The 20,825-nt window shown below is 41.1% G+C and carries 20 protein-coding genes; 15 read left to right on the forward strand and 5 right to left on the reverse strand.

Annotated features, from left to right (window positions below):
• The first annotated feature begins 16 nt into the window (after positions 1-16).
• Complete coding sequence (ligA, locus tag AACM45_RS01430; protein ID WP_339140281.1) at positions 17-2,011, forward strand: NAD-dependent DNA ligase LigA; 1,995 nt, start codon at positions 17-19, stop codon at positions 2,009-2,011.
• Here the strand turns inward: ligA and AACM45_RS01435 are convergent.
• Complete coding sequence (locus AACM45_RS01435; protein ID WP_339140282.1) at positions 2,008-3,027, reverse strand: DUF3089 domain-containing protein; 1,020 nt, start codon at positions 3,025-3,027, stop codon at positions 2,008-2,010. The genes ligA and AACM45_RS01435 overlap by 4 nt on opposite strands.
• Before the next feature lie 22 nt (positions 3,028-3,049).
• Here AACM45_RS01435 and AACM45_RS01440 point away from each other — a divergent pair, with 22 nt between their 5' ends.
• Together AACM45_RS01440 and AACM45_RS01445 are read left to right on the forward strand one after the other, a co-directional pair.
• Positions 3,050-3,631 (forward strand): M23 family metallopeptidase, encoded by a 582-nt coding sequence (locus tag AACM45_RS01440; RefSeq protein WP_339140283.1) that lies wholly within the window; start codon positions 3,050-3,052, stop codon positions 3,629-3,631.
• Positions 3,632-3,640: 9 nt separating this feature from the next.
• Positions 3,641-3,946: a hypothetical protein gene (locus tag AACM45_RS01445; RefSeq protein WP_339140284.1), complete on the forward strand. Its 306-nt coding sequence runs from the start codon at positions 3,641-3,643 to the stop codon at positions 3,944-3,946.
• 36 nt (positions 3,947-3,982) lie between these two features.
• On the opposite strand, the gene AACM45_RS01450 is transcribed toward AACM45_RS01445, so the two are convergent.
• The 4 genes from AACM45_RS01450 to AACM45_RS01465 form a co-directional block, all read right to left on the reverse strand.
• Positions 3,983-5,815 (reverse strand): Xaa-Pro dipeptidyl-peptidase, encoded by a 1,833-nt coding sequence (locus AACM45_RS01450; protein ID WP_339140285.1) that lies wholly within the window; start codon positions 5,813-5,815, stop codon positions 3,983-3,985.
• 310 nt (positions 5,816-6,125) lie between these two features.
• On the reverse strand, positions 6,126-7,157 hold the full coding sequence (locus tag AACM45_RS01455) for an endonuclease/exonuclease/phosphatase family protein (protein WP_339140286.1): 1,032 nt from the start codon (positions 7,155-7,157) through the stop codon (positions 6,126-6,128).
• A 214-nt stretch (positions 7,158-7,371) separates the two neighbouring features.
• The gene (locus tag AACM45_RS01460) at positions 7,372-8,286 is read right to left on the reverse strand and encodes a metallophosphatase (protein ID WP_339140287.1); all 915 of its coding nucleotides are present in this window, start codon (positions 8,284-8,286) and stop codon (positions 7,372-7,374) included.
• Position 8,287: 1 nt separating this feature from the next.
• Entirely contained in the window at positions 8,288-9,052 is a 765-nt protein-coding gene (locus AACM45_RS01465; RefSeq protein ID WP_339140288.1) for a 5'-nucleotidase, read from the reverse strand.
• Between the two features lie 68 nt (positions 9,053-9,120).
• Between AACM45_RS01465 and AACM45_RS01470 the strand changes: the two genes are divergently transcribed.
• The 12 genes from AACM45_RS01470 (at position 9,121) to AACM45_RS01525 (ending at position 20,825) form a co-directional block, all read left to right on the forward strand.
• A complete protein-coding gene (locus tag AACM45_RS01470; RefSeq protein WP_339140289.1) occupies positions 9,121-9,657 on the forward strand; it encodes a DUF6913 domain-containing protein in 537 nt (178 codons plus the stop codon).
• Positions 9,657-10,547: a 4-hydroxy-tetrahydrodipicolinate synthase gene (gene dapA / locus AACM45_RS01475; RefSeq protein ID WP_339141174.1), complete on the forward strand. Its 891-nt coding sequence runs from the start codon at positions 9,657-9,659 to the stop codon at positions 10,545-10,547. The genes AACM45_RS01470 and dapA overlap by 1 nt, the downstream gene beginning before the upstream one ends.
• Before the next feature lie 116 nt (positions 10,548-10,663).
• On the forward strand, positions 10,664-11,485 hold the full coding sequence (locus AACM45_RS01480) for an outer membrane protein assembly factor BamD (protein ID WP_339140290.1): 822 nt from the start codon (positions 10,664-10,666) through the stop codon (positions 11,483-11,485).
• 17 nt (positions 11,486-11,502) lie between these two features.
• Positions 11,503-11,829, forward strand: coding sequence for a DNA-directed RNA polymerase subunit omega (locus AACM45_RS01485; RefSeq protein ID WP_339140291.1), 327 nt, complete (start codon positions 11,503-11,505; stop codon positions 11,827-11,829).
• Positions 11,830-13,038 (forward strand): bifunctional phosphopantothenoylcysteine decarboxylase/phosphopantothenate--cysteine ligase CoaBC, encoded by a 1,209-nt coding sequence (gene coaBC / locus AACM45_RS01490; RefSeq protein ID WP_339140292.1) that lies wholly within the window; start codon positions 11,830-11,832, stop codon positions 13,036-13,038.
• The gene (gene porD / locus AACM45_RS01495; protein ID WP_339140293.1) at positions 13,031-13,924 is read left to right on the forward strand and encodes a type IX secretion system protein PorD; all 894 of its coding nucleotides are present in this window, start codon (positions 13,031-13,033) and stop codon (positions 13,922-13,924) included. The genes coaBC and porD overlap by 8 nt, the downstream gene beginning before the upstream one ends.
• Before the next feature lie 48 nt (positions 13,925-13,972).
• The gene (recN, locus tag AACM45_RS01500) at positions 13,973-15,637 is read left to right on the forward strand and encodes a DNA repair protein RecN (RefSeq protein WP_339140294.1); all 1,665 of its coding nucleotides are present in this window, start codon (positions 13,973-13,975) and stop codon (positions 15,635-15,637) included.
• Between the two features lie 111 nt (positions 15,638-15,748).
• Positions 15,749-16,561 carry an enoyl-ACP reductase FabI gene (locus AACM45_RS01505; RefSeq protein ID WP_339140295.1) on the forward strand — a complete coding sequence of 271 codons (813 nt, stop codon included), beginning with the start codon at positions 15,749-15,751 and terminating at the stop codon, positions 16,559-16,561.
• 36 nt (positions 16,562-16,597) lie between these two features.
• The gene (locus AACM45_RS01510) at positions 16,598-17,629 is read left to right on the forward strand and encodes a glycosyltransferase (protein ID WP_339140296.1); all 1,032 of its coding nucleotides are present in this window, start codon (positions 16,598-16,600) and stop codon (positions 17,627-17,629) included.
• Between the two features lie 3 nt (positions 17,630-17,632).
• On the forward strand, positions 17,633-18,586 hold the full coding sequence (locus tag AACM45_RS01515; RefSeq protein WP_339140297.1) for a CdaR family protein: 954 nt from the start codon (positions 17,633-17,635) through the stop codon (positions 18,584-18,586).
• Complete coding sequence (coaE, locus tag AACM45_RS01520) at positions 18,583-19,173, forward strand: dephospho-CoA kinase (protein ID WP_339140298.1); 591 nt, start codon at positions 18,583-18,585, stop codon at positions 19,171-19,173. The genes AACM45_RS01515 and coaE overlap by 4 nt, the downstream gene beginning before the upstream one ends.
• 71 nt (positions 19,174-19,244) lie before the next feature.
• Complete coding sequence (locus AACM45_RS01525; RefSeq protein WP_339140299.1) at positions 19,245-20,825, forward strand: sensor histidine kinase; 1,581 nt, start codon at positions 19,245-19,247, stop codon at positions 20,823-20,825.

Genomic DNA, 20,825 nt, shown 5'->3' on the forward strand with positions numbered 1-20,825 from the left:
GAAAATCACAGAAATAATGAGCGTACAGGAAAAAATCGAAACTTTGCGAAATGAACTTCGTGAGCATAATTACAATTATTACGTTTTAGATAAGCCAACGGTTTCAGACTTTGAGTTCGATATGAGACTCAAAGAGCTTCAGGCCTTGGAAGAAGAACACCCAGAGTTCTTTGATGAAACCTCACCAACTTTGCGGGTTGGCGGTGCGGTCACGAAAAATTTCGAAACGGTGACCCACGAATCCCGAATGTATTCTTTGGATAATTCATATTCTAAAGAAGATCTGGACGATTGGGAAAAACGCATACAACGTATTTTGGGCGATGTTCCGGTAGCATTTACCTGTGAATTAAAATATGATGGCGCTTCCATCAACCTTACCTATGAAGAAGGTAAATTGGTACGTGCGGTCACTAGGGGCGATGGTTTTCAAGGTGATGACGTAACTACCAATATTAAAACGATCAAATCCGTACCATTACAACTAAAGGGGGACTATCCTGCAAAGTTCGATATTCGTGGTGAGATCATATTGACCTTAGAGGGGTTTGCTAAAATGAACCAAGAACGACTGGCCAATGGCGAAGAAGCCTATATGAACCCACGCAATACCGCTTCTGGAAGTTTGAAATTACAAGATAGTACCTTGGTAGCCCAACGACCTTTAGAATGTTTGCTCTACAGTATTGTCGGAAAAGACCTGAATTTTGAATCCCAGTTTGAGATGCTCGAAAAAGCGCGGCAATGGGGTTTCAAAGTACCCACCGTTGCAAAACTTTGTAAAACTACCGAAGAGGTGATGCGATTTGTCGAGGTATGGGATCTCGAACGTCATGAACTGCCCTATGAGACCGACGGTGTCGTGGTAAAGGTAAATAGTCTGCGGTATCAAGAAGAGTTAGGATATACTGCCAAAGCCCCGCGATGGGCCATGGCCTATAAATTCAAGGCAGAACAGGTTTCAACGGTTTTAAATGAAATCACCTATCAGGTCGGTCGTACAGGGGCCATTACCCCAGTGGCCAACCTTGAACCGGTATTATTGGCGGGTACGACCGTAAAACGGGCATCATTGCACAATGCAGACCAAATAGCCAAACTCGATATCAGGGAAGGGGATACCGTTTTTGTTGAAAAAGGTGGTGAGATTATTCCGAAGATCATCGCAGTTGATTTTACAAAACGCCGACGGGATTCTAAACCAACCATATATCGAACACATTGTCCTGAATGCGGAACGGAACTTATACGTAAAGCCGGCGAAGCACAACATTTTTGTCCTAATGATATGGGTTGTCCTCCGCAAATAACAGGTCGTATCCAACATTTTATTTCGCGAAAGGCAATGGATATTGAGGGCCTTGGTGGAGAAACGGTGGAATTACTTTTTAAAGAAGGACTGATACGAAACTACGCTGATTTGTATCTGCTTACCAAAGAACAAATTATGCCCCTTGAACGCATGGCAGAAAAGTCTGCAGAGAATTTGGTCAAGGGAGTCGAGGCCTCAAAGGCGATTCCGTATGAGCGTGTGCTATTCGGACTAGGAATTCGCTATGTGGGTGAAACCGTGGCGAAAAAACTGGCGAAAGCTTATAAAAATATAGACGCATTGATGATGGCCACCGAAGAAGGTTTGGTTGCGGTTGATGAGATTGGCGAACGCATTGCACAAAGCGTTGTACAATTTTTCGGTGATGGGACCAATCAAGAAATCATCACAAGATTAAAAAGTTATGGATTACAATTTTCATTGTCTGAAGCACAACTGAAAAATCAATCTGATACCCTAAAAGGAAAGACTTTTGTTGTTTCAGGCGTTTTTGAGACCTTAGGTCGAACAGAACTCAAAAAGCTCATAGAAGATAATGGGGGTAAAGTGGCCTCGTCGATTTCTTCAAAAACGTCGTATTTGGTGGCAGGTGATAAAATGGGGCCAAGCAAACGCACTAAGGCTGAAAATCTGGGAGTACCTATAATTTCTGAAAATGAATTTTTAGCAATGGTCTAGTTTCTAGCTTCTAACCATTTTTCTACACGAAGTTTGGCATTTTCGCGAATGTTGACATAATAGAAATTGATGTCCGCGATGTGATAATTTTTCCTTCTTAGAAGAAAACTCCAAGGAAAACGGGGCTTGTTTGCCCATAAGATCCCATTGTGCACTTGGGCATCGACCCGACGGGGCAGTACCTTATCAAAATCACGGAATACCGCACCCTTGTTTTTGGTCTTGGCCACATAAGTGGTGTCAATTTTCCAACTTAGGGGGTTGGTGACCAAAATAGAATCACCTAACGGACGGTCATCGGGTATGTACCCCTGTTTAAAAGTACGCCACGAAATGGTACAGTTCAGACCATCCGCACTTTCGCAAGGCCAAATGGTCTTAAAATACTCTTTGGTAACGGGCATTCCTATCAGGTATGCTGCCACCAATTGCTGTTGCAACGGCGTTCCATCAAAGAACTCTTTGATTAAAGGGGCAGCGTGTGTCGTACCTTGGCTATGGCTGGCGATAATTACCGGCCTACCGTTATTGTAGTATTTCAAATAGTGTTCAAAAGCATTTTTCACGTCTGCATAGGCAATGGCAAAAGCCTTTTTGGCCGATGCCTTGTCATCGGTATGAAAACTTCTCAAATGTGCTTGACGGTATCTAGGCGCAAAAACACGCCCTGCAGCATTAAATGCACTGGCCTGAAACTTTATCGTTGAATTATCGACTTGGGTGTTTAAGACCGAATCCTTGATATTTGGGTTCCAAGGTAGGTTTTTGCCCTTTTCCTTGTATATGGTAGGATGTATAAAAAACACATCAGCTTCCAATTTATCTTGGGCGAGGGCATCAGATCCTGGTATTAGATCGGCATTGTCACGTTTATCGGGGTGTGCCGCCCAATGGGTAAGATTTCCATAATCAATTTCACTTAAAGTTTCTTTTTTGGATGTGTTGACTTGGCAAACGATATGGCTTGAGGTCAACAATAGCAGAATTGAGGCGTAGGAAGGGATATTTCGAATCATATTGTCTAAATTAGAAAAAGAAATGATAACAAATACCACAAGACGCTTTTGGTTTGTACTACTTTCGAGTTTTGCATTTATGGTACGATACCGGTACTTTAAAAAATGGTTTTGGTTTCCAGTATTGATCCTTCTACTGGGTTTTTTGATTCCGCAAGATCTCATAATCCCTGTAGATGGCGCAGCTACCAGTTCATGGCACAAAGATTCATTTTGGGCCTACCCATGGGGCAGTTCCATTACCCATAAGGGGATTGATATTTTTGCAGAGCGGGGTACTTCCGTCATTGCATCCACTAACGGAATCGTTATTTATACCTATGATGGGGGCAAGGGAGGAAAATCCGTCATGGTTTTGGGTCCCAAATGGCGGTTTCACTATTATGCCCATTTAGATGAAATACAAACATTTGCTTTAAAGCCCATAGCAAGAGGTGCCGCATTAGGCACCGTTGGCGACACCGGGAATGCGAAAGGGAAACCACCCCATTTGCATTACGCCATCACTACTCCTTTTCCTTATGCTCATTTAAAGGATGATGAGGCCATTCAAGGTTGGAAAAAGATGTTTTATTTAAATCCCGATACTTGGTTACGACCTTAATCTTTGGTTATGAAAATCCCTAAAAACTATAAAGAATTTCAACTAACGTTTCAAAAGAAAGCCCCTGATACCAATTGGCCTGAATCCTTTCAAGCTTTATGGTTTGCTCCCAACGGAAATTGGGAGGCTTCCCATGCCATTGCACAAGATTTACATACTGAAATTGGCAGCTGGATACATGCCCATTTACATCGGGTAGAGGGTGATGAATTCAATGCGGGCTATTGGTACCGACAGGCCAGAAGACCATTTTGTAGCACTTCTTTTTCAGATGAGATCAGGGAAATAGCGGCCGTGGTGTTGGCCCAAAATTAATGGGGAATACTTTTTAAATAGAATCTTCGGGTCAAGTCATTCTTCAATGGCCCCTTTCAACGATTCTACGCCACCAACGATAGGTAATTCTAGAACTGTTGCATCTAAATCAATTGTTAGTTCTGTTCCTGGTTTTGGATGTAGGGTGAACTCTTTGTCACTTGAAAAGATCATCAACCCGATTTGTTGCCCTTTAGGTATGAGCTGATCATCGGGCATTAAATCGAAAGAAATCTCATAAAATTTACCCGGTTTCAAGGGTTCGCCTTGCGTCAATGATGTATGGTTCTGTGGGTCTGCCCACCCTCGCGTAATGATGTTGTCGGTTATTTTTGCTTTAGGGTCATCATTCCAAGGCAATGAGACCAACCAAACCGAGAGGTTTGCCGCGGGCTTGCTCGAGGCCAGTTTTATGGTCACTCTTGGGGTGCCCGATATATGAAGGTCTTGTTTTAATTCAGTTGTTGCATAAAGTAAGCGATGTTTTGAGTTTTGTGCTATTGCCAGGTCTTTGCCAGAAATAGTAAAATCATCCACAAGGGTTTCCGTTCCCTGCTTCTCTACTTTTTGTAAGCTTAAGTTTCCGACCGCAGCACCTCCGGAAGTTAGGTTCAAAATTACTTTTTCCGCTTTGGGATTCGGATAATCGGCATAAGACGTTGGGTTTTCCTGTTTGTCATTTTCACGTACTATCCATGCCTTGGGGTCGTTTTCAACACCATTTTCAACACCGTGCAAGTAACGGGTGAACCATCGATTCATCAGTTTGAGGGGTGGCGGTCCGCCATGTCCATTTTGATGGTAATAGACTTGGATGGGCAACCCTTTTTCTTTCGCGGCTTTATAAATACGATAGCTATGTTCTGGCATTACATTCCAATCATTAAAGCCATGTGACATTAGCAGGGCAGCTTTCATTGGCCCCATATCGTTCAGATAATCCCTGCCCGCCCAGAAATCATTGTAATCTCCGGTGATACGGTCCATATTGTCCTTCATTTCCGTATCCCTGATTTTTTTATTGTTGTGCTCACGTTTTGATTCATCGCCACTATGGATGAAATCGTAAAGTACGTCGATATCCTCGCCAAGATATCCCCCGGGCGAACGTACCAAACCGTTGGATCGGTAATAGTGATAATATGAGGTGTTCGGGGCTATAGGTATTATGGCCTCTAGACCATCTACACCTGTGGTGGCAGCAGCTAGGGGAATGGTTCCGTTGTACGAGGTACCTGTCATGCCAACTTTTCCGGTGGTCCAATACGCTTCTACCGTCTGGTCGCCATAAAGTTCGGTATAGCCTTTCGCTCGGCCGTTTAGCCAATCTATGACCGCTTTTGGGGCCAGTGATTCATTGTCTCCACCAACTGTGGGGGCCCCTTGTGAAAGACCGGTACCGGGTGAAGAAGAATGCACGACGATATATCCCCTAGGAATCCATTTGTTGATATGCGAATTTGAAATGATGGGGCGTTCCCCTTTTCGTCTGACCTCAGGGTGGATACGCTCCTCTGGTAGTTCACCCAGCTCATGTTCCACATTCCAAAATAATCCTTCTACAAAAGGCGCAACTCCGGCAAAATAGGGACTAGAAACATAAATCACCGGTAATTTTAGATCTTCTGATTCTGTTTGTTCAGGTCTAGTGACCGATACATGCATCCGGTCCAATTTACCATCCCCATCCGTGTCAAATTCGGTCTCCACAAAAAGATCGTGTCGTATCCATTTCGAGGGATCTTTAAATCCGTCAACGACCTGTGCTTCACCATTTTCAAATATGGGAACCGTTTTTGAATCGGTCTGGGCATTTAGTGATAGCATTGGGGTAGCCAGTAGAAATACCAAAAGGGAAAAGCTTCTCATGAACTCGATGTGTTTGTTTAGCCCTAAAAATAAGCAATAGCCAAAAGAATTATGGACTTATGATAAAAATACCTATGATAACGGGAGTTTCGATTTGAGATTTGTCCTTTAAAAAGGATAAAGACCAATAAATTCAACAGCGGTCACCTCGAGCGCCTGTCTTCCGACAAGGCAGGCTCGACCTGAAAGTAAAATATAAACCATTGAAAATCAAAATAAGCTATTGAAAGTCTATGTCGAACTTACGTTATGTTAATCTCAGTTAGGTGACCTTCGTGAGTCAAAACCGGGTATACAATTGAGGTGATTATTAGATGGGCCTATATTCAAAAGTGGCCTTGACTATACCATGGTCCGTGGTGCCCGATAATTTGTGGGCATCATTATCGAGGTGGTCGTTCACGATTTCCATTCCCTTATATGCCCAAATACGTTTTCTTGAGCTATCGTAGAATTCTTGGGAAACCAAAATATGATCCAGGGATTCTTTGGTGTTTTGATAAACGTGGGTATAATAAACGTCACGTAAACTTCGGTACTCTTGTAAGGTGGCAACGGTATAGAGGCCGGTATCAGAGCCCCCTTTTGAAAGGCCACTTAACAAATAATTGGGTTGCCCGGTCAAGATGTTCATGGTGTTGCTCAGTTGCGCATCGTTGATATCGCCCATGACGACCAAAGGATTGTCGTTACCTTTGATTTCTTCAATAATCAACATGCGCAAGGCCGCAGCTTCGGCCGATCGTCTAATGGTACTTATCGTAGCGCCTAATGCAGTAGCATGCTTTTTATAGAAATCGACATCATCACGGTACCACCCTTCGCGCCACAATTGTGTCGGTGATTTCGATTTTAAATGGGCAACGTAAACTGATATTTCCTTACCGTCAGAACGTGGTTTGATCTTGAAGTTTAGGGTAGGTCTCGAAAATTTGTTTATTGCAATGGATATATCGGGTGTTTGGTCATCGTCGCCAGAACTTTCCAACCGCATCTTATCTGGAAAATTAACGATCCAATTGGGAGTACCCTGCAAAAGCCCTTTCTTTACGGCGGCAGCACAAATGATTTTAGTATTGCCATGATTATCAGGCAGCAACAAATCATAATCTGCCATCAAATCGGCTTCTTCAAATAGGGCTGTCAAGGCATCCTTATGCCAAAGCTCTTGAAAACCCCATACCTTGGCATCCGTATTTTTGATAATATTTGCTGACCACGTGATCTTCTTATCATATTCCGCTTGACTCCATCCATCGGCATCCCTATATATACGGTTTCCAGGAGTATGTAGATTGTACAAATTGAAAGTAGCAAAACTCAGTTGTGTCCTTCGGGCCATCATTTTGTTTTTAAGGTGAATTAGCTGTTACATAAAGCCTATAAGTTAAGTTTTTACTTACAGTGATACATATCTTTTTGTAAGGATTTACTTCATTATTGTATGCTTGGCAGCCACTATTCCATAATTGGCAATACGAGGTATGTGAAGATGGTAATCTTAAAATGAAACAGGTACCGTATGTCCGTTCAGAACATGATGCTATCTAAGACGACTACACCGAAATACTGATACCATCTACAGAAATATGCTTGCTAGCATCAAAGTAAAAATCAATCCGTCCTAAATTCAGGCCATAGCAGCCTACCTGATTCACTAAAACGGGCATCCCCATTTTGTTGTTGAAAACATGGGGTTTCTCTAGAAACGTATGTGTATGGCCCCCGATAATTAGGTTAGTGTATGAGGTTTTTTGTGCCAGACGCACGTCATCGGGCCGATTCGGATTTCCGTCATAGTCATAGCCTAAATGGGATAAGCATACAATAATATCACAATGCTCTTCATTTTTTAGCCGACGCTCGATATCAAAAGCTACATCATAAGGATGTTCATACTGGGTTTCTTTGTAGAGCTTTTTGGTTACTAACCCGTCGAGGGCAATGCCCAAGCCATAAACACCGATTTTAATACCGTCAATAAGATAGGTCTGGTAAGGTTTTACTAAACCGTCCATCACGGTATTGGTAAAATCATAATTGGCCGATATCAATTCAAATTGGGCATGGGGCATTTGGGCAAGAAGTCCATCGATACCATTGTCAAAGTCATGGTTACCTATGGTAGCGGCATCGTATTTGAGCATACTCATCAACTTGAATTCCAATTCCCCACCATAAAAATTGAAATAGGGGGTCCCTTGAAAAATATCGCCGGCATCGAATAATAGGGTATTTGGGTTTTCATGGCGTATTCGTTCTACCAAACTTGCCCTTCGCGCCAAGCCCCCTAGGTTGGCGTAACGTGAATGATCGCTGGGGAACGGGTCGATATGACTATGCACGTCATTGGTATGCAATATCGTTAGATGCTTTTTGCCTACTGTTGTGCAAGAATTCAAAGCCAATCCGCCAAGCCCCAACAACGTACTGGAAGCAGCGGTTTTTGTAATAAAAGAACGTCGTCGCATATTAGTTGAGTTGAATAAAACGGTCATCGACCGTTGCCTTGATGGTATCTGTTTTTTTGAAGTAGTCAATAATGGCGTTTCGCACTAAATAATCGGTAGAGGTAACTGCCGTTCGGTTTTTGAAAAAACCCATATCATCACCGCCCTGTACCAAATAATCGTTACTGGCTACGTAATACGTGCTATTTTCGTCAAAAGGTTTACCATTAATATGGGCCTTTACAATGTTTCTTGAGGCATCAATAACCAATTTCATATTTGAAATAGGGTGGGCCCTACCAGATCTTGCTAAAAAATCCAACAGGTCCTTAACTGCTTTCCCATTCATTTCTACGATGGCGATATAATTCTCAAAAGGCATGATTTGATAAGCGGTTCTTGCATTTACATGGCCTTTTGAAATGATGGAGCGTATACCTCCATGGTTAAGCACTACGAAATCAATGGATTTTCCGGTTCTGGATTCAAAAATGGGATTCGCCTGTGCCGAAACGACATCGGCCATAAAATTACCGGCCGAAGTATTCAATTTGCCATCGTCTTTAACAAGGGTTTTAGGCACATAGGCCAGGGTACTATCCAATATGGTATTGATACGGTCACGATAAGGGGCAACAAAGTCCTGTATGGAATCTACGACCTGTAGTGTTTTGCCAATGGGCAATTGTTTTGCAGTGATATGTGATGGATTCCCTGCCTTGTTCGAGCAGGAATATAATGCTAGAAATGTTACAAATACAACAAATTGTTTTATTTTTAAAAGCATATTCCGTTTTATCTTCGCTACAGGAAAGCGAGTATATTAATTACATTTGCAAAAATGCAGAATTGTAAATGATATTTCGTTCCATACAGGATAAATTTAAGGTTAAGTCAAGTCTAAAGTATTTAGAGGATGAGTTGGTAAAATCAAAAGTACCTACGAATCGGGAAAAGGGCATTAAGGCTGTGGCGTGTGTTGTTGACATGGATAACTTTCCGAATGCGGAAATGCTCAATGAGCTTCGGAATGATTTTTCACTGGCACCCAATGCCATACAGATTATCGGTTACAAAAGGGGGGAAGACAAGAATACTCCATTTTCCATACAATTTTTCACCGATAAGGATATGGGTTGGAATGGTTCGATAGAGAATAGCCATGTTGCCGAATTCATCAGTAGGGAATACGATCTTCTATTGAATTATTACAATGAGGACCGTCTTATGCTCAAGCTGTTATCGGTAAAGGTACATGCCCGTTTGCGCGTAGGTTTTGTTGGTGTAGATGCTAAAATCAACGATTTGATGTTCCATACGGACTTGAAAGACTTTAAAATGTTCAAAAGTGAATTGAGAAAGTATTTAAAAGTGTTTAAAGAAATTGAATGATGGAACAATTTGTTGGTACCGGGGTTGCTTTGATTACCCCTTTTGATAGTGACGGAAGGGTCGATGTTGGGGCATTACAGCGTATTGTGGAATATCAGATCGCCGGTGGAATCGATTATCTTGTGGTCATGGGTACTACTGCCGAATCCGCTACATTGACCAAATCTGAAAAAGCCTTGGTCATGGGTGCCGTCTCAAAAACCAATGCTGGCCGCTTACCCCTTGTTTTCGGGGTTGGCGGTAATAATACCCATGCCTTGGTAGAAGAATTACGGCAAACCGATTTCATGGACTATGAGGCCATACTATCTGTATCACCTGCCTACAGCAAGCCTACGCAAGAGGGTATATATCAGCACTTCAAAGCATTGGCACTTGCTTCACCGTTACCGATTATCTTATACAACGTGCCTTCTAGAACAGGTAGTAATATGCTGCCGGAAACTACCTTAAGATTAGCCCGTGATTTTGAGAATATCATTGGAATCAAAGAGGCCTCAGGCGATATGTTGCAGCTGGATCAGATATTTCAAAACAAACCCAGTGACTTCCATTTGATTTCAGGGGATGATTTCACTGCCCTTGCAACAGTACTTGCAGGGGGTTCTGGGGTGATTTCGGTTTTAGGACAGGGATTACCCAAAGCATTTTCAAGAATGATCACTCTAGGGCTACGGGGTGAATCGGAAACTGCCTATGAAATCCACCAAACCTTATTGAATGGCATGCACCTGATATTTGAAGAGGGGAATCCCGCGGGAATAAAAGTGATTATGGAGCATTACGATCTCTCCACGGATACCGTTCGGTTGCCCTTGGTAAAAGCCAGCACCGATTTGAAGAAAAGAATCAAGACTTTTTTGAAATCCACACATTTGGTTACTGCTTGATTGCGTTAAATTTTGCCCAAAACCATTGGGTTGGCTTCAAATGTGGTTTAACTTTATTTTCTGTAATAATTTTGAAATCGATTGATAATCACTAATTTTGCAGGATGTTTTTGAAAATGAGGATACCTTTTACCACAATCGTTTGCACCCTTTTCCTTCTAGTTTCTTGTAATGAGTACCAAAAAGTACTTAAAAATGAAGAAGTTAAGCCAAAATACGATTTAGCTGAAAAATTGTACAAAGAAGGGGATTTCAAAAGGGCCAAAAGACTTTTTGAACAGATTGCACCGCGCTATGTTGGAAAACCTCAAGGGGAACGTGTTATGTTCTTTTTTGCGGATTCTTATTTTCAATCTGGTGATTACTATTTGTCTGGGTATCAATTCGAGCGTTTCGTCAAGTCATATCCAAAGAGCGAAAAGTTGCAACAAGCATTGTATTTAGAGGCCAAAAGCTATTACGAACTATCACCTAGGTACTCGCTGGACCAATCTGAAACGGATAAGGCACTAAGTAAGTTACAGAACTTCGTGAATACCTATCCTGATTCTGAGTATTTTGCAAAAGCCAACGAAATGGCACAAGAGCTGACCAGAAAAAAACAAAAAAAGGAAATCGAAATTGCCAAACAGTTTGATAAACTAGGCGAGTTTAATTTTCCTATACTGGTATCTTCCATAGCGGCCCTAGATAATTTCATTGCCGAAAACCCAGGCTCGGTATATAGGGAAGATGCATTTTATTACAGGGTGAAATCGGCGGTCCACTTAGCCGAGAACAGTACCTTACGCAGACAACCTGAACGATTTAAAGAAGCAAAGGTTCATTACGACGCACTAATGAAGGCATATCCTGAGACAAAGTATAGTAAAGAAGTAGCCTCTTTGTTAAAAAAAATAAACAATAACCTGAGCGAGTCAAAAGACTTGTCCAAATAATTTTACTTTTAGAACGTATGAACGATTTAAAAAACACAAAAGCCTCGGTTTCAACGGTTACCCATAACAAAAACGAATTTGACGAGAAAACAGATAACATTTACGAAGCGATTTCCATTGCCTCTAAAAGGGCTATCCAGATAAATTCTGAGATTAAGAAGGAGTTGTTGGAAAAACTTGAGGAATTTGCAACATATAGCGATAGTCTTGAGGAAGTCTTTGAGAACAAAGAGCAGATAGAGGTTTCCAAATTTTATGAAAAACTTCCGAAACCACATGCCCTTGCAGTACATGAGTGGTTGGAAGATAAAATTTACTACAGAAATACCGAGAAAGACACGTAAATGTTAAGCGGAAAAAACATCCTTTTGGGTATTACCGGGGGGATTGCCGCTTACAAGACCACCTTTCTTGTTCGGTTATTGATAAAAGCTGGTGCCCAAGTCAAGATAGTCATGACCCAAAGTGCCAGCTCTTTCGTTTCTCCCCTTACCTTATCCACCTTATCTAAAAATCCGGTACTCATGGATTTTGTGAATGATGAAGATGGAAGTATCTCATGGAACAATCACGTTGATCTAGGGCTTTGGGCAGACCTTGTACTGATTGCCCCGGCAACGGCGAATACACTTTCCAAAATGGCTACCGGAACTTGCGATAACCTGTTATTGGCATCGTACTTATCAGCCAAATGCCCTGTTTATGTGGCTCCAGCGATGGATTTGGATATGTACAAACATCCCTCGACAAAAAACACATTTGTCAAGCTAGAAAGTTTTGGCAACACCATTATACCTGCAGAATCGGGTGAATTGGCCAGTGGATTAAGTGGTGAGGGCCGTATGGCAGAACCAGGGAATATCCTAAGTTTTTTGCAAGATCATTTGGCGAAAGGCCTATCGTTGTCAGGTAAAAGGGTTTTGATTACCGCAGGCCCAACCCATGAGGCATTGGATCCCGTACGCTATCTCGGCAATCGTTCCTCTGGTACCATGGGGTTTAAACTAGCTGAGCATGCCGCCAATCTCGGGGCATATGTTATTTTAGTATCGGGGCCAACCAGTTTGGCTACAGACCATTCGAATATCAAATTGGTTCGTGTAACGGCAGCCCAAGAGATGTACGAGGCCGTTCATGAGTATTACGATAACGTTGACTATGCCATAAGCGCTGCTGCCGTAGCAGACTACAGGCCAAAAACCATTGCTGCACAAAAAATTAAGAAAACTGGTGATGGCGATTTGCATTTGACTTTAGAACGTACTAAGGATATTTTGAAATCGATGGGTGAACGAAAGAAAAATCAGTTCTTGGTGGGCTTCGCACTGGAGACCAATGATGAGTTGCAAAATGCGAAAAGTAAACTTACCAAGAAGAACCTTGATGCCATAGTTTTGAATTCGTTGCAAGATAAAGGTGCGGGATTTGGTAGCGGAACTAATAAAGTCAGTTTTATAGATAAGAATTTGAATGTAAAAGCGTTTGAATTAAAGAACAAAGCCGAGGTTGCCTCAGACATTTGGCATGAAATTATCTCTCAAAGCAATGAATAAGGTTTTTACCTTTGTTTTTTTACTTCTTTTTGCCTTTCAGGCGACGGCGCAAGAACTTAATTGTACCATCACGGTAAATTCTGACCAAGTCGGTCAAACCAACCAACAAATTTTTAAGACCTTAGAGCGTTCTTTGAATGATTTTGTAAACAAGAATAAATGGACGGATAGGATATATGCGGAGAATGAGCGTGTAAGTGCGCGTATGTTCATTACGGTTACGGAATACGAGTCAGATCGTTTTAATGCCAACATTCAAATACAGTCTTCAAGGCCAGTGTACAATACCTCATACGAGACCCCTATTTTCAATTATAAAGACAACAGTTTTGACTTTCAGTATCAAGAATTTGAACCTCTAGTCTACAATCCCAATTCCTTTGATTCCAATCTGGTCGGTGTGATTTCGTATTATGTGTATGTTATTTTGGGCTTGGATGCGGATACTTTTTCACTTCAAGGTGGGGATGAATACTACAGGATAGCTCAAAATATAGTTACCCAGGCACAAGGAACAAGTTTTTCGGGTTGGACCCAAACCGCCCAAGATAACAGGACACGTTTTGACTTGATAGACGACCTTCTTTCCAATACCTTTCGAGAGTATCGAATAGCAATGTACAATTACCACCGCAAGGGTATGGATGTGTTAGGCGATAATAACAGTACGGGTAAACAAGTGATCTCAGGTAGTTTGCGATTGTTTGAGACCTTGATCAAGCGGCGCCCCAATGCATTTTTGATCCAAACTTTTTTTGATGCCAAATCAGAGGAAATCCAAAATGTATTTTCAGATGGACCAAAGATCGATATCGTAAAACTAAAGGAAACCTTGAATCGGGTAGCCCCATTTTATTCCAGCACCTGGAATGCGATAAAGTATTGAATTTTTAGTTGTAATACTTATATCTTTGCGAAGCTAAACCCGTAAGAATTGCTCGCACGACTTTCCATTAAAAATTATGCACTGATTGATGAACTCGAAGTTTCATTCAGCCCTGGTTTTACTACGATAACAGGTGAGACCGGTGCCGGTAAGTCCATTCTTTTAGGTGGACTTTCATTGGTTTTGGGCAAACGCGCAGACTTATCCTCATTAAAAAATAAAGAAGAAAAATGCATTATTGAAGCAGCGTTCACCTTGGGCAAATACCAGCTTGAGACCTACTTTGAAGCGCACGATCTTGACTACGATGTAGAAACCTTACTACGTAGGGAGATACTACCAAGTGGCAAATCAAGGGCCTTTGTAAACGATACCCCCGTGACCTTGGATGTGCTTTCCGGTCTAGGCAATCAATTGGTAGATATACATTCGCAACATCAAACGCTTCAGTTGACCGAGAATGGGTTTCAATTTCGGGTCATTGATGCCTTGGCAAATACGAAAGAGGACCTGTCTTCGTATCAACATACTTTTGAAACCTACAAGAATGCCCTTAAAGAGTTGACCAGGTTACAGGATTATCAAGAAATCGCCCAAAAAGAACTTGATTATAATAGTTTTTTACTTGAAGAGCTTGAAAAAGCATCCTTAAAACAAGGTATTCAAGAAGAATTGGAGGAGGAATATGAACAGTTGAGCAATGTGGAGCAAATCATGCAGTTACTATCTCAAGGCCATCAGCTTTTAAATGATGAGCAAATAGGGATATTGAACACGTTTTCACAATTGCAACAAGCAGTTCAAAAATTAAGCGGTTACGGCAAGCAGTTCCATGATTTGAACGAGCGCGTTCAGGCAATGGTCATTGAAACGGCTGATGTCGCCACCGAATTGGAAAAGTTACAAGAAAATGTTGAGGCAAACCCGAATCGTTTAGACGAAGTCAACGGCCAACTACAATTGCTTCATGATTTGTTGAAAAAACACCAGGTCAATTCAGTTGATGCCCTGTTTCAAATTAAAGAAGACCTGAGTACGAAAGTCGATTCGGCGATTAATATTACGACCAAGATCAAGGCCCAGAAAAAGATTGTTAATGATACCATGCAATCTTTGAATGCGCACGCCCAAGCGTTACATAAAAAGCGCAATGCCGTAATTCCTGATTTAAAGAAGATGCTCATTGGGCAATTGACTACATTAGGTATGCCCTCGGCAACATTCGACATATCGGTTAATTTAGATACTGAGTTCAAACCCAATGGAAAAGATGAGCTCCGATTTTTATTTTCAGCGAATAAAGGTTCTAATTATGGCGAACTTAAAAAAGTCGCCTCTGGCGGAGAGCTTTCGCGAATCATGCTGACCATCAAATCAATATTGGCCAATTATGAACAATTGCCTACCTTGATGTTTGATGAGATTGATACGGGGGTATCAGGCGAAATATCCTCTAAAATGGGAGCAATAATGGAGAAAATGGGCAATACCATGCAAGTATTCTCCATTACACATTTACCGCAGGTCGCTGCAAAGGGGGTGGCGCAATTCAAAGTATACAAAGAAGAACTAGGTGATTCTACCCGAACGGGAATGCGTGAATTAAGCGCTGAGCAACGTGTCAATGAATTAGCAGAAATGCTGGGTGGTAAGAACCTGACTGATTCTGCATTGGCGCATGCCCGTGAATTGCTCGAGAATCCTCAAAACTAGCCAAGAATCGAATAATCGGGCTGCCGTGTTTTTCTTTGGGCATTACTATCAAATATAAAATCAACAATCATTTTTTAAATATATTTGCCACTCAAACCAACATCACACTATATGGGTCATAATTTATTGAAAGGAAAACGAGGTATTATTTTTGGGGCGTTAGATGCCAACTCCATAGCGTGGAAAACCGCGGAAAGGGTTCATGAAGAAGGCGGAAAATTTGTTCTTACGAATGCCCCAATAGCGATGCGAATGGGCCAAATTAATGAATTGGCCGAAAAAACGGGTTCTGAAATTATTCCTGCCGATGCTACCAATGAGGAAGATTTAGCAAACTTAATTGCGAAATCCGTCGAGATTCTGGATGGTAAGCTGGATTTTGTATTGCATTCCATCGGAATGTCAGTCAATGTTCGTAAAGGTCGGGCCTATACCGATGAAAAATACGATTTCACCACAAAGGGTTGGGACGTTTCCGCTTTATCTTTTCATAAAGTCATGCAATCGCTATACAAAGCGGATGCCATGAACGAATGGGGCAGTATTGTGGCCTTGACGTATATGGCGGCACAGCGGACTTTTCCCGATTATAATGATATGGCCGACAACAAGGCTTATTTGGAATCTGTCGCACGTAGTTTTGGCTATTTTTTCGGTAAGGAAAAGAAGGTGCGTGTAAACACGATTTCACAATCCCCAACACCCACCACAGCCGGACAGGGCGTTAAAGGTTTTGATGGATTTATCTCATATGCCGAGAAAATGTCCCCTTTGGGTAATGCCACTGCGATGGAGTGTGCGGATTATACGGTGACCTTATTTTCCGACTTGACGAAAAAAGTTACCATGCAGAATTTGTTCCATGATGGTGGTTTCTCCAATACGGGGGTCAGTCAAGAGGTCATCGATGAGTTTACCAAGTAAACTTGAATAAAACAAATAAAGGCCATTCCTTAAAGAATGGCCTTTGTATTTATACCCATGGACAACGTATTTTTTTCCTTTGTGATTCCGGTATATAACCGACCAGATGAAATTAAGGAATTACTGGATAGTTTAGCCACCCAAGAATACGACAAGGCCTTTGAGGTGGTGCTTGTCGAAGATGGGTCTACGAATCGTTCGCAAGAAGTTGCAAAGGCATTTCAAGATAAACTTCAGATTTCATACTATTATAAGGGGAATTCAGGTCCGGGAGATTCCAGAAACTATGGTATGCAAAGGGCTAAGGGCAATTATTTTATCATTTTAGATTCTGATTGTATTGTTCCACCGAACTATTTGGAGCAAGTAGAAAAAGCATTGAACGATGAATATGTACATTGCTTTGGGGGCCCTGATACCGCACATGCATCTTTTACCATCGTTCAAAAGGCGATTAATCATGCCATGACCTCATTTTTGACCACTGGGGGTATTCGTGGCGGAAAAAATGCCATTGATAAATTTCAACCACGCAGTTTCAATATGGGAATCTCAAAAGAAGTTTTTGAGGCCACCGGTGGGTTTGGTACCATTCACCCCGGTGAAGACCCAGATTTAACATTTAGGATATGGGAGAAGGGATATTCCACAAGATTATTCCCAAAAGCCAAGGTGTACCATAAAAGAAGGATCGATTGGGTAAAATTTTATACACAAGTAAATAAGTTTGGTTTGGTAAGGCCGATATTAAATAAATGGCACCCCAACACGTCAAGACTTACCTATTGGTTCCCTTCTGTTTTTAGTATTGGTTTTCTGGTTTCAGGCATATTATATTCCCTAGGGGCACCCTTGTTTTTGTATTTGTATGGTATTTACTTTACGCTATTGTTTTTCGATGCGTGGTTTAAAAATAAAAGCCTTGTAATTGCCATACTTTCCATTTTTGCCGCTATCATACAATTTTTAGGTTACGGAATAGGTTTCATAAAGTCGACCTTTGTGCTTAACTTTAACAATAAACCTGCTGAAGAACTGTTTCCAAATTTGTTTTTCACCAAAAAGTAGCATGTGTTCAAAAATCTATTAGCCACGATCAATAAGCGCAAAGTAAAGGTGTTCTCACTTTTTTTGTTATGCTCATTTTTGGCATGGACGATAAGTAAACTATCCGATTCATATGAATCTAGGGCCTCATTCGAACTTACGTTTCATAGCTTTCCTGATAGTTTGCTGCTCAATACGGCTGATAAAAAGAATATCGAAATTAAATTAAGAACGAGTGGTTTTCAATTTTTAAGATACAAAATGGGTCAAAAGAAGTTGAAGGTAAACTTATCGTCGGTACAAGTTCAAGATGAACTTTATTTCGTTACCGATGAGAATTTGAAGGTACAGTTTGAGAAACAGTTTCCAAACAACACTTCGCTTCTTGAATTGGAATCTGAATTACTGTATGTCGATTTATATCAGGTTATTTTAAAAGAAGTGCCCATTCAAGCCGATGTCTCCGTTAACCTCGCGCAAAACCATTTGATGAAGGGAAATTTGTTGTTAGAACCCAGTGTTGCAACTTTGAAGGGGCCAAGGGCAGAACTGGTTAAGATTGATAAAATAACTACCGTACCTTTTGAATTCAATGGATTGACTCAAGATTTCACTCAAAAATTGACACTGATAAAACCAGATTTATTGGTAAACACGCAATTGCTGACTAAAACCGTTAGATTATCGGGTAAGGTCACACGTTTTTCAGAGAAAGAGTTTACAGTACCTGTCGCTGCGATTAATACTCCTACAGGATACCGCATACGTATGTTTCCCAATACGATAAATGTGGTTTGCAAAGCAAGTGTAGATCGTTTAAAAAATTTGAATGAGGGTGATTTCGATGTGGTTGTTGATTGTTCCAAAATCGAAAGGGGAGAGAATACCTTGCAAGTAGAATTGTTAAAAACCCCTCCCGATGTCTTTGCCGTGCGCTTGTTGCGGAGTGAAATCGAATTTGTACTGGAAAAATTATGATTGTTGGGCTGACAGGAGGAATAGGAAGCGGTAAAAGTACCGTAGCTGATATGTTCAAGAACATCGGCGTTCCCGTTTATGATTCCGATAGTGCGGCAAAATCACTTATGACCAGTTCCGATAGCTTGCGAAAAGCGATTATTGACCTTTTAGGTACAGCGGCGTATGCCGATCAAAAGCTGAATACGACCTTTATTGCCAAGCAAGTATTTAAAGATAAAGAACTACTAAAAGCATTGAATGCAATCGTACACCCCGCGGTACAACGGGATTTTAAGGAATGGGAAGAAAAACAGGACTTTCCGTACGTAATTCAAGAGAATGCTTTGATCTATGAAAACAAAACCCAAGGTCGTTACGATATGATTATCGTGGTTTCTGCCCCTGAAGCTATTAGGATACAAAGGGTTATTAATCGGGATAAAGTCGAAAAAAACCAAGTATTACGGAGAATGACCAACCAACTACCGCAAAACACCAAAATACAACTCGCAGATTTTGTGATTGAAAACGACGATTTAGTGCTTACTGGTAAAGAAGTAGCGAAAATCCATCAAAAGCTCATGGCCAAGGCAAAATCATCCTAAATTTTAACATTTTTGTTAAGGTTAGGTTAAACGGTCGATAGGCTGAATGTTAAATTTCTAATTTTACTTTGATGAACAAGAAGCGGTTTGTACTTCTAGTCATTTTGATGAGCCTCTCTCTTATTGGTATTATTTCGGTTCAAGTCTATTGGATCCAGAAATCGGTAGATGATAAGAAAGAGCAATTTTCAAATGCGGTTGAAGATATTCTGGATAAAGTTGCGGAGAGGATTGAAAGTAGGGAGCGCAAAGACTATTCCGATAAACTAGCGGCTCTAGTGGATAGTGTAGGTACGCCAAAATCTTCTCAAGTAAGCAGTATTTTTTACGTTAACCGAGATTTGAATTCAGATGAGATCAAGTTTTACGAACACGGAATCTTGGAAGAGGATTACGGAATTTCATCAATGTTCTTTGACAGTGAAAATGGTGATGATTCAACGATAATAAAGAATTTCACAAGCAAGCGAACCACTACGATTTTCAAAGAGGATTTTGGATTGGATGGTAAACGTTACGCAATGACGCCCATACAAAAAATCGAGAAAATCGGGGGTTTGACCTCGATGGAAAAGGCGCAGTTCGATGACCTGTTTCGAGAGATGGCCAATAAAAACCCAATTCACGAAAGGGTAACAAAACAAGAATTGGAGCTGCTTTTAGAGCGTGAACTGCAAAATAGGGGTATTACCATAGATTTTGAATATGGGGTTTACAGTCAGGGTTTTCCGACCAAGGTAAAATCGAAAAAGTTTAAATTTTCGAACGCCTCGATTTATGAGACACCCATATTTCGGGACAGCGAGGGGCAGACCAACTTTTCATTGCTACTTTCTTTTCCTAAAAAGAAGCGTTTTTTGTTGGGTAGTATTATGACCATGGCAATTTTGTCATTGCTGTTCACACTGGTAATCGTAGTTGCCTATTCAAGTGCGATTTATCAATTGATCCAGCAAAAACAGATTTCGGAGATAAAATCGGATTTCATCAATAATATGACCCATGAGTTTAAGACGCCGATAGCGACGATCAACCTTGCGGTTGAGGCTATTAGAAACCCAAAGTCCATTGAGGATAAAGATAAGGTTTTACGGTATTTGGGTATGATTCGTGATGAGAATAAGAGAATGCATGCACAGGTAGAAAACGTATTACGGATTTCTAAATTGGAAAAAAATCAATTGGACATCAGTAAGGATAGGGTAGATGTACACGACATTATAAACGATGCCATCACCCATGTAGAATTAATCGTACAAGACAGGGGCGGATACGTCAACGCTCATTTAAATGCGGAGCGAACCGACGTTTTGGCCAACGATATGCATTTCACCAATGTTATTGTGAATATTCTGGACAATGCGGTAAAGTATTCTCCGGAAGCCCCCAAAATCGATGTGTATACCGAGGTGGCAAAGAACCATATCATCGTAAAAGTGCAGGATCAAGGTGCCGGTATGGGCAAAGCGGTACTTAAAAAAGTATTTGAGAAGTTTTATAGGGAACATACGGGAAATATACATAATGTCAAAGGCCATGGTTTAGGCCTGGCTTATGTCAAGAAAATAATAGATGATCACCAAGGTGAGGTTTATGTAGAAAGTGAAAAAGGAAAAGGAAGTACTTTTTATATCAAGCTCCCTCTAATTTAA

The organism is Croceitalea sp. MTPC5, from assembly GCF_036985505.1.
Lineage (GTDB): Bacteria > Bacteroidota > Bacteroidia > Flavobacteriales > Flavobacteriaceae > Croceitalea.

Coding starts and splice junctions, on each gene's coding strand:
- ligA (WP_339140281.1), top strand. CDS start 17: ATGAGCGTACAGGAAAAAATCGAAACTTTGCGAAATGAACTTCGTGAG.
- AACM45_RS01435 (WP_339140282.1), bottom strand. CDS start 3,027: ATGATTCGAAATATCCCTTCCTACGCCTCAATTCTGCTATTGTTGACC.
- AACM45_RS01440 (WP_339140283.1), top strand. CDS start 3,050: ATGATAACAAATACCACAAGACGCTTTTGGTTTGTACTACTTTCGAGT.
- AACM45_RS01445 (WP_339140284.1), top strand. CDS start 3,641: ATGAAAATCCCTAAAAACTATAAAGAATTTCAACTAACGTTTCAAAAG.
- AACM45_RS01450 (WP_339140285.1), bottom strand. CDS start 5,815: ATGAGAAGCTTTTCCCTTTTGGTATTTCTACTGGCTACCCCAATGCTA.
- AACM45_RS01455 (WP_339140286.1), bottom strand. CDS start 7,157: ATGGCCCGAAGGACACAACTGAGTTTTGCTACTTTCAATTTGTACAAT.
- AACM45_RS01460 (WP_339140287.1), bottom strand. CDS start 8,286: ATGCGACGACGTTCTTTTATTACAAAAACCGCTGCTTCCAGTACGTTG.
- AACM45_RS01465 (WP_339140288.1), bottom strand. CDS start 9,052: ATGCTTTTAAAAATAAAACAATTTGTTGTATTTGTAACATTTCTAGCA.
- AACM45_RS01470 (WP_339140289.1), top strand. CDS start 9,121: ATGATATTTCGTTCCATACAGGATAAATTTAAGGTTAAGTCAAGTCTA.
- dapA (WP_339141174.1), top strand. CDS start 9,657: ATGGAACAATTTGTTGGTACCGGGGTTGCTTTGATTACCCCTTTTGAT.
- AACM45_RS01480 (WP_339140290.1), top strand. CDS start 10,664: ATGAGGATACCTTTTACCACAATCGTTTGCACCCTTTTCCTTCTAGTT.
- AACM45_RS01485 (WP_339140291.1), top strand. CDS start 11,503: ATGAACGATTTAAAAAACACAAAAGCCTCGGTTTCAACGGTTACCCAT.
- coaBC (WP_339140292.1), top strand. CDS start 11,830: ATGTTAAGCGGAAAAAACATCCTTTTGGGTATTACCGGGGGGATTGCC.
- porD (WP_339140293.1), top strand. CDS start 13,031: ATGAATAAGGTTTTTACCTTTGTTTTTTTACTTCTTTTTGCCTTTCAG.
- AACM45_RS01505 (WP_339140295.1), top strand. CDS start 15,749: ATGGGTCATAATTTATTGAAAGGAAAACGAGGTATTATTTTTGGGGCG.
- AACM45_RS01510 (WP_339140296.1), top strand. CDS start 16,598: ATGGCCTTTGTATTTATACCCATGGACAACGTATTTTTTTCCTTTGTG.
- coaE (WP_339140298.1), top strand. CDS start 18,583: ATGATTGTTGGGCTGACAGGAGGAATAGGAAGCGGTAAAAGTACCGTA.
- AACM45_RS01525 (WP_339140299.1), top strand. CDS start 19,245: ATGAACAAGAAGCGGTTTGTACTTCTAGTCATTTTGATGAGCCTCTCT.